This is a genomic window from Limnoglobus roseus (assembly GCF_008254045.1).
Taxonomy (GTDB): Bacteria; Planctomycetota; Planctomycetia; order Gemmatales; family Gemmataceae; genus Limnoglobus; species Limnoglobus roseus.
This window is the reverse complement of the sequence record NZ_CP042425.1, coordinates 4,515,500-4,527,075: the sequence shown is the minus strand read 5'-3', so window position 1 is coordinate 4,527,075 and position 11,576 is coordinate 4,515,500. Positions and strand designations below refer to the sequence as shown.

Annotated in this window: 9 protein-coding genes, 1 tRNA gene and 1 pseudogene; 5 read left to right on the top strand and 6 right to left on the bottom strand. The window is 64.4% G+C overall.

Features of this window, described 5'->3' with window-relative positions:
* Positions 1-24 precede the first annotated feature (24 nt).
* Positions 25-1,197, top strand: a complete 1,173-nt coding sequence (locus PX52LOC_RS18865; protein WP_149111549.1) for an NADH-quinone oxidoreductase subunit D — start codon at positions 25-27, stop codon at positions 1,195-1,197.
* 12 nt (positions 1,198-1,209) lie between these two features.
* On the opposite strand, the gene PX52LOC_RS18860 is transcribed toward PX52LOC_RS18865, so the two are convergent.
* The 3 genes from PX52LOC_RS18860 to PX52LOC_RS18850 form a co-directional block, all read right to left on the bottom strand.
* Positions 1,210-2,322, bottom strand: coding sequence for a S1C family serine protease (locus tag PX52LOC_RS18860; protein ID WP_246173763.1), 1,113 nt, complete (start codon positions 2,320-2,322; stop codon positions 1,210-1,212).
* 227 nt (positions 2,323-2,549) lie between these two features.
* The gene (locus tag PX52LOC_RS18855) at positions 2,550-3,002 is read right to left on the bottom strand and encodes a TraR/DksA family transcriptional regulator (RefSeq protein WP_149111548.1); all 453 of its coding nucleotides are present in this window, start codon (positions 3,000-3,002) and stop codon (positions 2,550-2,552) included.
* A gap of 340 nt (positions 3,003-3,342) precedes the next feature.
* Entirely contained in the window at positions 3,343-4,389 is a 1,047-nt protein-coding gene (locus PX52LOC_RS18850) for a DHH family phosphoesterase (RefSeq protein ID WP_246173762.1), read from the bottom strand.
* Between the two features lie 311 nt (positions 4,390-4,700).
* On the opposite strand from PX52LOC_RS18850, the gene deoC reads away from it, so the two are divergent.
* Positions 4,701-5,387: a deoxyribose-phosphate aldolase gene (gene deoC / locus PX52LOC_RS18845; RefSeq protein WP_149111546.1), complete on the top strand. Its 687-nt coding sequence runs from the start codon at positions 4,701-4,703 to the stop codon at positions 5,385-5,387.
* On the opposite strand, the gene PX52LOC_RS18840 is transcribed toward deoC, so the two are convergent.
* On the bottom strand, positions 5,382-6,629 hold the full coding sequence (locus PX52LOC_RS18840; protein WP_149111545.1) for a competence/damage-inducible protein A: 1,248 nt from the start codon (positions 6,627-6,629) through the stop codon (positions 5,382-5,384). The genes deoC and PX52LOC_RS18840 overlap by 6 nt on opposite strands.
* Positions 6,630-6,690: 61 nt before the next feature.
* A complete protein-coding gene (locus PX52LOC_RS18835) occupies positions 6,691-7,941 on the bottom strand; it encodes a serine hydrolase domain-containing protein (protein WP_149111544.1) in 1,251 nt (416 codons plus the stop codon).
* A gap of 112 nt (positions 7,942-8,053) precedes the next feature.
* Here PX52LOC_RS18835 and PX52LOC_RS18830 point away from each other — a divergent pair, with 112 nt between their 5' ends.
* From PX52LOC_RS18830 to PX52LOC_RS18820, 3 genes are all read left to right on the top strand, one after another.
* The gene (locus PX52LOC_RS18830) at positions 8,054-8,965 is read left to right on the top strand and encodes an MBL fold metallo-hydrolase (RefSeq protein ID WP_149111543.1); all 912 of its coding nucleotides are present in this window, start codon (positions 8,054-8,056) and stop codon (positions 8,963-8,965) included.
* Between the two features lie 157 nt (positions 8,966-9,122).
* A complete protein-coding gene (locus PX52LOC_RS18825) occupies positions 9,123-9,950 on the top strand; it encodes a hypothetical protein (RefSeq protein WP_149111542.1) in 828 nt (275 codons plus the stop codon).
* Between the two features lie 44 nt (positions 9,951-9,994).
* A tRNA-Arg gene (locus PX52LOC_RS18820) sits at positions 9,995-10,068 on the top strand.
* Positions 10,069-10,337: 269 nt separating this feature from the next.
* Here the strand turns inward: PX52LOC_RS18820 and PX52LOC_RS43960 are convergent.
* Positions 10,338-11,276: pseudogene (locus PX52LOC_RS43960) on the bottom strand (tyrosine-type recombinase/integrase); the annotation flags it as partial.
* Positions 11,277-11,576: the final 300 nt, after the last annotated feature.

The following is an 11,576-nucleotide window of genomic DNA, read 5'->3' as shown; positions in this document are numbered from 1 at the left end:
ACGCTCCTGCCCCGAGGGTTCGTGATGTCGCCGGAAGTCGTCGAGTTCGACGTTCGCACCGATGAAATGCTACTCAACATGGGGCCGCAACACCCCAGCACGCACGGCGTGTTGCGCGTCGTCCTCCGCACCGACGGCGAGATCGTCCGCAACGTGGTACCGCACCTCGGCTACCTGCACCGCTGCGCCGAGAAAATCGGCGAGAACGTCACGCCAATTCAGTTCATCCCGTACACGGACCGGATGGACTACCTCGCGGCGATGAACATGAACCTCGGCTACTCGCTGGCCGTGGAGCAGATCTGCGGCATGGTGATTCCCGAGAAGGCTCAGGTCATCCGCGTGCTAGTGAGCGAGCTGAACCGCATCGCGTCGCACCTCGTCGGCATGGGGGCTTACGGCCTCGACCTCGGCAGCTTCAGCCCTTTCCTGTACGCCTTCCGCGAGCGCGAACACATCCTCGACCTGTTCGAAGACATCTGCGGGGCACGCCTCACGTACAGCTACGTCACCATCGGCGGCGTCCACGACGACCTACCGCCGGGGTTCGTCGAACGGTGCAAGAAGTTCCTCGCGTACTTCAAGCCGAACATCCCCGACTATCACGCCCTGCTGACGGACAACCAAATCTTCGTGAAGCGCACCGCCGGCGTCGGCGTGCTGCCGCGCGACCTGGCGATCAACTACGGGTGTACGGGACCGGTGTTGCGAGCGTCGCTCGACCGCACAAAGGGCGACCCGCTCTGGGACCTGCGCAAGACGGAGCCGTACAGCGGCTACGAGAACTACACGTTCGACGTGCCGGTGCCGCCGTTCGACCGTGCCCCGCGCGGGGCCGTCATCGGCGACAGTTGGCACCGCTTCTACGTCCGCATGTTGGAAGTCGTGGAGAGCGTTCGCCTCTGCGAGCAAGCCCTGGACCGCTACCCGACGGCGACCGGTTCGCACCGCATCGAACCGCCGCGAACGCTGACGCCGGGCGAGGTGTACGTCGAAACGGAGTGCCCCCGCGGGCAGATGGGCTTCCACGTCGTCGGCCGGCCGAACAAGGAGAACGTGCCGCTAAGGGTGCGTGCCCGGTCGGGGTGTTTCAGCAACCTGAGCGTGCTGGAAGAACTCTGCCGCGGCTGCCTCGTCGGCGACATGCCCGCAATTATCGGCAGCCTGGACATCGTGATGGGCGAGATCGATCGATAGAAGTCCGTCGCGTTACCGCTTCGCCGACGTGCTCCACTCGCCGATGGTCACTTCCACGGTGCGGAGTTGCTTCTCACGCCACACGCTGAGGCGGACCTTGTGGTTCGGCGGCAGGTTGCTGATGAGGTTGATGAGGTGGTTCTCGTCCCGCAGTTCGACGCCTTCCAGTTTCAGGATCACGTCCTTGACCTTTAAGCCGGCGAGCGCGGCTGGACTGCCGGCGTTCACGCTGTCCACGAGCGCACCACGAACCTTGTCCAAACCGAGCCGCAGGGCTTCGGACGGCTCGAGCGTCGGCGAGAGCTGGACGCCGAGGTAGCCGCGGTTCACACCGCCGGTTTCGAGTAGCTCGCGGCCGATGCGTTTCACGAGATTGATCGGAATGCTGAACGCCACGCCGCTGTTGCTGCCGCTGTTGGACGCGATGGCCGTGTTGATGCCGATGACCGTGCCATCGGTGGACACGAGTGGGCCACCGCTAGAACCGGGGTTGATCGCGGCGTCGGTTTGGAGGAATTCTTTAATACGGATCGTGTTCCCGAGGCTGATCTGACCGCGGTCCTTCGCCGAGATGATCCCATGCGTGACGGTCTGGTTCAGACCGAACGGGCTGCCGAACGCCAGCACCCATTGGCCGGGGCGGAGGCGGTCGCTGTCGCCCATCGCGGCCGGTTTCAGGTTCGGCGCGTCCAGCATTAAGAGGGCAATGTCCGACTCCGGGTCGGCCCACACACGTGCCGGACGGAGAATGCGGCCGTCGTTCAGCGTGACGGTGATCTCTTCCGCCTTCGCACCGCTCACGACGTGGTTATTCGTCACCGCGAAGACGTTGGGTTGTTTTTCGAAGGTCAAGAGAACGCCCGAGCCGGACTCTTCGAGCGGCTTGCCCTTGTTGGTCGTGCTCGGTTGCTGCGGCTTCACGGCGTCAACGGCGACGATCGACGGGGCGAGCCTCGCCGCCAACACGTCGAAGGGCTCCCCGGCCGCGCCGTAACTTTGCGGGGGCGCGGGCAGGGGCGATTGGGCCATCGCCGGGAGTGTCGGCCGGACGAACAAGCCGGTCGTCACGCTGCCAAGGAACGCACCGAGAATCGCAACGCCGAGGATCGTGCTGGTTTGCCGCATGGTGGGGTTGCGCCGGCGAGTGGGGTTTTCGTGATCGGCCCGCGGTTGAGGATGACAACCCGGCCGACACAAACCACTCTACCGGCTCTCCAAAATCGGACTGAAGTCGGAGTTGCTCGGGGCACACAATTTGTCCCACGGGGCACTCCGACAATCGATACAGAACGAAAAAAGCCCGCATCCTGTGCAGGATGCGGGCCAATGTTCACGCCACCGGAAAGAGCCGATTAATCCCGGAAGCCGGCTTCGAGGTCTGAGAGCCGGACTTCCCGGTCGCTGTCGTAATCGCGCACACCTTCCCAGCCGAGGATGCCGTGATCCGTGAGGAACGAACTATCGTTCTCCGACTCCCGCTGGCACTTGATGCAGAGGGTGCTGTACGGCAGGGCGGTCAGGCGGGCGACGGGGATCTTGCACCCGCAAGCGTCGCAAACGCCGTAGTTGCCTTGCTTGATCTTGAGTAGGGCGTTGTTAATCTGGGCCAGTTCCTTGGCTTCCATCTCGGCGAGTTGCGAGTTGATCTCCTCGCCGATGTTGTCGAAAGCCGCGTCGGCCGCATCGCCGGAGGCGTTGGCCGCGCCGCTGAGATTCGCCAGTTCGCCATTCAGCCGCTTACGGAGTTCATTTCGCCGTGCGGTGAGGGTCTTTTGTAACGCCTTGAGAGCTTCAGTACGGGCCATGGTTCGCTACCTCCTCTCCTCGGAGCCGCCTTGGGAGGGAGCCTGAAGGAGATTAGTTCTCTGAGTGTGTATACGTCAGCCGGACGTCTGTAGTTTGAATTCGTCCCGACTGAGTTCGCTTTTGGCTGCTCTACTATAGAAGCGCCGTCAACCCCTAAATTCCCCAATTCGGAGATTTTTTGTCGTCAGGTTGAACGAGAAGCTCCGATTTCATCCAAATCCAGGACGGATCAGGCCGGAAATCGTTTGAACTCGGCACGCTTTCACAAACAAATGCGATGCCAAGTCGGTGGGGTGGGATAAATCTGTGCGGTCGGTTGTGACAAACACGTGACAATGGTCACGATTGCAAGTTCTGAAGCATCTCCCGGAGCGGGACGAGTCGCTGGCCACGAACGTCCGAGATTTTGAGTTTCTTCAACAGTCGCCGGCGCAGGACGGCTTGTAGGTCGTCGATGGCCGATGGCGTGGTGCTGGCGAGCTTGATGCTGCCGCCCGCACGGCGGTCGTGCCCACCGGCCCGGCCGAGTTTGCCGACCACGGAGCGCAACAGTTCACCCGCCCCGGCGTGGGCCAGGTTCGTGCGGGCGGACAGGAACAGCATACCCTTGTGGACGCCACCACAGATGGCCCAATCGACGTGTTCGAAGCGGATCATGAAGTCCGCGACTTCGGCCGCCTGCTCCGGTTGCGGCAGGTCGTCCACCCAGCTAATAATGAGCCGGTCGTAGATGAACGAGCTCTGCATCGCATGAAGCAAACACTCAAAATGCGTGTGCGGCAGGCGGGCGTTCTTGATCTGGGCGAGCAAGTCTTTGTCCGCGAGTGGGAACAAGTACGCCTGTGCCTCGTCGTCCGACGCACACGCTTCCCGCGGGTAGCCGGTGACTTCCGTCTCGATGCCGTAAAGAAGGGCGGTCGCCACCTTCTCGGGAATCTCAACGTCCTGATCGGCGAGGTACTTCGTCACCAACGTGCAGGTCGCCCCGAGGTGCGGCCGAACGTCGCAGAACGGAATGCCCTTCAGTTCACCCGGCGTTTCATGGTGGTCGATGACCGCGTACAGGTCAATCGCGTCATCGATGCTGTGGCGACCAGTCTTCGGCTGACTGTCCACCATCACGACGGCGTCATGGCCCTGCCACTCGATGCTCTCGATGGGCTGAAGGTCGAGGTTGAGCAACTCCACCATCGCCCGGTTTTCGGCCCGGCTAATTGGGCCGTCCTGGGTTAGCACCGTTGGAATGTCGAGTTTCGTTTCGACGAGGTGCGCGAGGCCCAACATGCTGCCGAGGCTGTCGGGGTCGGGGTGAACGTGGGAGACGAAGACCACCCGGTCGGCGTCGTCCAAGCCCGTGAGGAATCGGTCCGAGCGACGCAAACCCATATTATTGTGTTTGCCGTTGCGGGAGACACTAGGACTGGAAACCGGCCGCCCCATCTGAGGCAACCCTCGTGACCCCCGCACCGCGGGTATTGTTCTGAAGGAATCCTTCGAGAACAGTTCCGTTCTACCGCCCCCACGTGCGCCTGCCAAGCAGGGTAGGCCGTGAATTCGAATGCCAAGCCCGAATCCGTCGGCGGATATTCTGATGGGATAAGAAGTTCCGATTCGGACTACGGCAACGATTCCCGACGACAATTCCCGCCCGCTTCCCCGTACAACATCTCCTCTCACAATCCTCGGAGTCTCCACCCATGTCGAAGCCGACGCTCGCGGAACTGGCCAAAATGTTCGATCACTCGCTGCTCCAACCGCAACTGACCGATGCGGACCTGGAACGCGGGTTACTCCTCGCCCGGGAACTGAACGTCGCGTCAGTCTGCATCAAGCCCTACGCGGTGCGGCTGGCGGCCAAACTCCTCGCGGGCAGCACCGTTCAAGCGAGCACGACCATCGGCTTCCCGCACGGCGGACACGTTACCAAAATCAAGGTCGCCGAGTCGGAGATCGCCCTGGCAGACGGGGCCACGGAACTCGACATGGTCGTGAACATCGGCAAGGTTCTGTCCGGTGAGTGGAACTTCGTTGCGCACGACATCGCCGCCGTGGTGGACGTGGCCCACGCGGCTGGGGCGAAGGTGAAGGTGATCTTCGAGAACGCTCTTTTGAAGGACGAGCACAAGATCGAACTGTGCAAAATCTGTGGCGAGGTGCGGGCCGATTGGGTGAAGACGTCCACCGGCTACGCCGAGAGCGGGGCGACAATCCCGGACCTGAAACTCATGCGGCAGCACAGTCCGGCCTACGTGCAGGTGAAGGCGGCCGGCGGAGTGCGAACTTACGAGACTCTGATGCAGGTCCGCGAAGTCGGCGTCACCCGCGTCGGGGCCACGGCAACGAAGGCAATCCTCGAAGACGCGAAGGCGAAGCTCGGGCTATAGCGTCTCAAGCAACTCCAGCCGCAGTAGGTTCAACGCCTGCTTCGCCGTGCGGCTCTGAATCTCGGTTCGCGTGCCGCCCCAGGTGAAGGGCTGCACCCGCGTTCCCTTTGCGCTCGCCACCGCCACGAAGACCGTCCCCGCCGGCGTGCCGTCGTCCGCATTGCCCGGCCCGGCGTAGCCGGTGGTGGCGACGCCGTAGTCGGTGCCGAACTTCTGCCGCACGCCCTCCGCCATCGCCTTCGCGACGTGCGTGCTGACGGCCGTGTGCTTCGCGATCAGGGTTTCGGGCACGCCAAGTTCGCGGACCTTCACCGCGTTCGTGTACGCCACCACGCCACCGAGGAGGTGGTTGCTCGCCCCCGGCACGGTCGCCAGCCGGAACGCCGCTAGCCCGGCCGTCAGGCTCTCGGCCATCGCGACGGTCTGATTTCGTTCCTTCAACAGTTGCATCACCACGTCTTCGAGTTCATCCTGCTCGGCGCCGAAGACGAGCGTGCCCAACCGTTCGCGGATCGTCTGCTCGATCGGCTCAATCTGTCGCCGCACGTCGTCGGGCGACTCGCCGTGTGCCAGAATGCGCAGCGAGATGACGGCGTCGCTGACGGTGATGCCGACCTCCGGGACGTGTCCGCGGCGCGTCAGGTCGAGCAGCTTTTCTTCGACGCCCGACTCACCGGTGCCGAAGGTGTTTATCTTCCGCTGAACGAACACGCCGCGACCGCCGAACCCGGCCGCGATCAGTCGCGGTTTCACCAGCTCCTCGAACATGCGGAACATCTCGCTCGGCACGCCGGGCATCGCGGCAATGACCTTCGGGCCGAACCGCATCCAGACGCCGGGGGCCGTGCCGGCGGGGTTGAAGATCGGCTCGGCCCCCTTTGGGAAGAGTGCCTGCACGCGGTTCCGGTCCGGCATCTCGCGGTTGCGGCGGGTGAACAGTTGTCGGATGTGCTCCAGCGATTCCGCATCTTCGACCAGTTCCACCCCCGCAACGGCCGCGATGACTTCGCGCGTCAGGTCGTCTTGCGTCGGCCCGAGGCCGCCGGTCGCGATCACGAGATCGGCCCGCTCGATTGCGGTGCGGAAGACGGCGATGTTGTCGGCAAGGTCGTCGGCCACGGTGGTGTGGAACCCGACCGGCACGCCCATCTCTGCCAGCCGCCGGCTGAGCCATTGCCCGTTCGTGTCGAGGTTCTGGCCGCTCGTGATCTCGCTGCCGATCGAAAGGATTTCCGCCTTCATGTCGCCCTCGGGTCACCGCGATAGGTTGTGGTCATGATAGGCGGGCGACACGCGGAAGAAGTCACGAACTGCCTGCCGTCGGCCACCGTTTCACGGCGTCGGCCGCCTCGTGCAGTTTGCTGTCGATCTTCCCGGACAGCGACTTTCCATCGGGGCCGTTGTTGGCGTTGAACAAGACGGCCCACGTCAGCCCGTCCCACCGGCGGACCAGGATCGACTCGGAGCCGGGGATGTAGCCCGTGTGCCAGGCGTTCGCCTTGCCGGTCGAGCCGACGGGGCGAACGTCCCAACCGCAGGCGTAGTAGAAGTCGCGAGGCTTCCCCTTCGCGTCGGTGCCGGCCAGCCCTTCCGGGCGGGCGAACATCTCGGCGATGCTCTTCGCGCTCAAGAGCGGGCACTTCGCCGGGTCGTCGAACGCGGTCGCGAACTTCACCAGATCGACCGCCGACGCGATCCACCCGCCATGGGCTTCGAAGCCTTCCAGGTTCATCACGCCGTACACCAACGGCACCCGCTCCCCCTCCCGTGGCGGGTAGACGCTGCGGCCGGTCGCCCGCTTCGCGTCGTAGTACCGTACCTCGTTCTTCGCCCGGTTTTCGAGCAGTGCCCGGCCGAGTCGGGGGGCCGTCACGCCGAGCGGGGCGAAGACTTCCTTCCGCACGTACTCCTCATACGGCCGGCCGCTGACCGCCTCGATGATGCGGCCGAGGACGAGGTAACCGAGGTTCGAGTAGGCGTACCGCTCGCCGGGGTCGAAGTCGAGTTTCTGGCCGAGCATGTACCGGACGACGTGTTCAGGCTTCACCGGCAGTGGCGTGCCGAGGGCCTTCGCAATCTCCCGCGGCCGGTCGATCGGGTCGAACGATTTGTCGCGGTCCCACCCGCCGGTGTGCTGAAGGCACTGCCGCACGGTGATCTGCTTCCACCGCGGGTCGGCCACCTTCTCCGGGAATGGCGGCATCCGGTCCAGCACCTTGTCGTCGAGTTTCAACTTGTCCCGCTCGACGAGTTGCAGAATCGCGACGGCGGTCAGCGGCTTCGACACGCTCGCGATGCGGAAGAGCGAAGCCGGTTGCACGAGTTCCTTCGTCTCGACATCAGCGTACCCGAACCCCCGGGTGTAGACGAGTTCGCCGTGCCGCATGACGGCGAGGGCCGCCCCGGGCACCTTGTTCTCGGCGATAAACGTCGTCATCAGTTGGTCGAACGGGGCCAAGTCGGCATCGGCGGCCGAGAGTCTCGCGTGAAGGCCGAGAGTGGCCCCGGCGGTGATTTGCAAGAACGCGCGGCGGCCGCACAGAAATCCGGGCATCGAAGAACCTCGACGGGAGTGGTGAACAGACATCGCCGCTACCGGGCTAGCAATTTGATTACGCCCCCGGCTACAACATTACGATACACCCCATTCATCCCGAGCGATCGGAATGCCGGTTCAATTCACCACCCTGGGCAGTGGCAGCAGCGGGAACGCCGCGTTCCTCTCCGCGAACGGTTTCGGCCTCCTCATCGACTGCGGCCTCGGTCCGCGCGTCCTGAGCGATCGACTCGCGGCCGCCGGCGCGCGGTGGCCGAACGTCTCGGCCGTGATCCTCACGCACCTGCACGGCGACCACTGGAAAGGGCTGACGCTCCAACAACTGCAACGACTGCACGTCCCGCTCATCGTTCACCCGACGCACGCGGCGTGGCTGGCCGAGCGGTCGCTAGAGTTCCCCGGCCTGCAAAAAGCCGGCCTCGTGCGAACGTACCGCGACGGCGAACCGCTCGCCCTGACGCCGCAACTCCACTGCCTGCCGGTCCGCGTGCCGCACGATTCCGACCCGACCTTCGCGTTCCGGTTCGACGGCACCGACCCCGACACCGGCCACGCCTGGTCGCTCGGCTACGCCTCGGACCTCGGTCACGTGCCGAAGTCTCTGGCCACCGCGTTCCGGGCTGTCGACGTGCTGGCGTTGGAGTTCAACCACGACGTGGAACTGCAACGCCGCAGCCGCCGGACGCAACAACTCATCGCCCGCGTCCTCGGCACGCACGGCCACTTGTCGAACGTGCAGGCCGCGGAATTCGTGCAGGAACTTCTGCTGAACCGAACCACACCGCTCCAAGCCCTGTTCCAACTCCACCTCAGCCGCGAGTGCAACACCGCTCCCCTCGCTCAAGCGGCTGCACAACTCGTTCTCGCCGACCTGTCCCCGACGACGCAACTCATCACCGCGACGCAGGACCGACCGACGCCAACCATTGTCGTCAAGTGCCGGCCGGCCGAGGCACCTGCTCCGCCCCTCTCGGCTCGCAGTCGCGTCCCGTTCCAGCCCTGTCTGCCGGGAATGGCGTGATCGTCGTCAAGTTGGGAAGACTTTTCCGGGCCTAGCGGTTGCACACCATCACGGGATTGAATCACTGTTGCCAGTGAGATGGATGTCGCGGTTGCTGCGGGCCGTTCGCCGATGAACACCCCACCCACGGATTCGCGTCCGCTCGCTGGAGGTCTTCATGAATCGGTTCTCCCTGGTTGCCCTGGTGTTTTCGGTCGTCCCGGCGTTGGCCCGCGGCGACCAACCGACGACCCTACCCACGAGCCCGCCGGCCGTCGCGATGCCCACGACCGTCACGACGATGCCCGCCGTGGCCGTGAACTGTACACCGCCCTTGATGCAACCTCTGGGGGTCGTGCCCACGGTTCCGCCGCCCATCGGCACCTGCGTGACTTACAGTGAGAAGCGGCCCGGCCTGTTCCAATCGTTGCTCAGTTGTTTCCGCAGACCGGCGACGTGCGACACGTGCGGCCCAACGAGTTGCCCGACCCCGCCGCCGATCGTGATTCACGTGCCGAAGGATTGTGCGACGGGCAGTTGCGCGACCGGGAGTTGCCCCACCAAGTCGCACGTCATCGCTCGGCCGCACGTCGTGGCCCGCCCATCCGCGAACGGAACCTGCTGGGACCGCTTCAAAACGTGGTTCTGCTGGAAACCGTGCAACGAACAACTGCTGCCCGCCTTCTGCCCGGAGCCGTACCGTGCCCCGCTGACCGCGTACTTCCCGCGGTGTGAGGAGCCGACCCCCGGCCTGCCATGCGGAACGTGCGGCCACTCGAAACCCGGCAAGAAGTGCACCACCCCCAATTGCCCGACAACGACTTGTGCGACCGGCGGTTGCCCAACGACCACCAGTTGCCCGACGGCCTACGGCCCCGTCGTATCGCCGTGGGTATACGCCGGCACGCCGATGCCGCCGACCGTCGCCTCGGTTCCGGTCGCTGCCCCGATCCCGACGGCTCAACCGCAAGCAAACCTGTTGGCCCGCCCATTCACTTCGCCGTGAGGACTTGAGCGGAGCTGGTCGAGGTTATAGAAAAGAAGTAACGGGCATCCGTAGCTCAACTGGATAGAGCATCGGTCTTCGGAACCGAGGGTTGGGGGTTCGAATCCCTCCGGGTGTACTTTCCTCATCGACAGTCATGTCGCCTCGATCGTCTTCAACTGCTTTCTTCTCTACACCTTCCGTCGGTGGCCGATCACCGGCCGGATTGGGCTGGGTATCATCACCGCCCCTCACCGGGGAGCAGGAACTATCGCCTGCTCCTGCGCCCGGTACTGCGCCCGAACCGGGTAGCGTGAGCTTCGCGACGTCCGGCGCGATGGATTTCAAAGTCGTGTGGTTGTACCGGTCCATCGTCAGCGTGATGGTACTGTGGCGGGCCAATTCCTTCGTCGCCCCCGGTTGAACACCGGCCTTGATTAACTCGGTGACGAACCGGTGCCGCAACCCGTGGAAGTCCGCGACGTGCCCCTGAGAATTCCGGTACTGGAGAAAGTCGGACCGTTCCCGTTCGCTTCGAGGATCGCCTTCTGCGGCTTCCGCGATCCAATCCCGCCGGGCGTGGCCGAGGTCGTGACGGATCATGTCGCCCGCTTCATTGTGAATCGCCCACTTGCCCGGCCAGAGGGCCACGCCTGGCTTCTTGGACGCAAACCAAGCCCGGAGTTCCACGATCAGTTGCGGATGCACCGGCACCAAGTCCTGCCGTCGGTGCTTGGAATAACTCGCCTCGAGGACGATGTGGGGCGTCTCACCGTCGAGGAGGAACGAACTCGTCGTCAGGCTGGACAACTCCGACGCGCGCAAGCCGGTGAACGCGGCTACCAAGTACAGCATCCTCCGGTCCGGGCCCGACAGTTTACGGAACGTCTTCCCGGCAACTGCGGCCTTGAGCAAACGCGCGAGTTCGTCGTCACTAAGGGGGCGGCGGACGTGTCGAACGTCGATGTCGATGTTCAGTCGCTCCAAAAACTGAAAGGGGTTCTCCCGGAGGGCGCGCACCTTCACGAGCCACGTGCCGAACGCCTTCAGGGCGGCGACGAAGTGGTTGTGCGTTTGCGGCCCGATCTTCTCCCGCCGGCGGCGGGCCAGCCACCGGCCGGCCGCGGTGCCGTCGAGGTCGCCGACGAGGACGAACCGGCACCCGTCGAACGCCCGCCGGCAGCGGGACACGACCTGGTCGGCCTGTTTGGCCGTGTTCCCACGGTCGAGGTGGTGCTGCCGGTATTCGGTCAGCAATTCCTGCAGGGGTCGGGTCCGCCGCCCGGCGGACGGGTCGTGGCACCCCGCCCGCTCGGCGTCGATCTGCTTGAGGAGGGCGGCGAGCATCATCTGGGACGCCTCCTTGTTCGGGCTGAACCGGGCCCGCTTGACGGTACCGTCGGCGCGGCGAACGTCCGCACACCACTTCGCGGTCGGCCGGAGGTACTTTGTGCCGTCCTTGGTGAGCGGGTAGTGGATAGCCTTGCCCTTCTCGACAAGGCGGACGTGCGGCCGCCCGTCGTGGGTGACGATCGTCGGGCTCGGCGGCAGAAGACAGGAACGGTCGGGTCGAAATAAAGCTGGCATCGTTGGACTCCACGGGGTTTAGGAAATCAGGAGAACAGGCTGTCGTCGAACTCGATCGGA

Bases quoted from the DNA above. Each gene is read 5' to 3' on its own strand.
- PX52LOC_RS18860 (WP_246173763.1), bottom strand. From the start codon at position 2,322: ATGCGGCAAACCAGCACGATCCTCGGCGTTGCGATTCTCGGTGCGTTC.
- PX52LOC_RS18850 (WP_246173762.1), bottom strand. From the start codon at position 4,389: ATGGGTTTGCGTCGCTCGGACCGATTCCTCACGGGCTTGGACGACGCC.
- PX52LOC_RS18840 (WP_149111545.1), bottom strand. From the start codon at position 6,629: ATGAAGGCGGAAATCCTTTCGATCGGCAGCGAGATCACGAGCGGCCAG.
- deoC (WP_149111546.1), top strand. From the start codon at position 4,701: ATGTCGAAGCCGACGCTCGCGGAACTGGCCAAAATGTTCGATCACTCG.
- PX52LOC_RS18865 (WP_149111549.1), top strand. From the start codon at position 25: ATGTCGCCGGAAGTCGTCGAGTTCGACGTTCGCACCGATGAAATGCTA.
- PX52LOC_RS18855 (WP_149111548.1), bottom strand. From the start codon at position 3,002: ATGGCCCGTACTGAAGCTCTCAAGGCGTTACAAAAGACCCTCACCGCA.
- PX52LOC_RS18835 (WP_149111544.1), bottom strand. From the start codon at position 7,941: ATGCCCGGATTTCTGTGCGGCCGCCGCGCGTTCTTGCAAATCACCGCC.
- PX52LOC_RS18830 (WP_149111543.1), top strand. From the start codon at position 8,054: ATGCCGGTTCAATTCACCACCCTGGGCAGTGGCAGCAGCGGGAACGCC.
- PX52LOC_RS18825 (WP_149111542.1), top strand. From the start codon at position 9,123: ATGAATCGGTTCTCCCTGGTTGCCCTGGTGTTTTCGGTCGTCCCGGCG.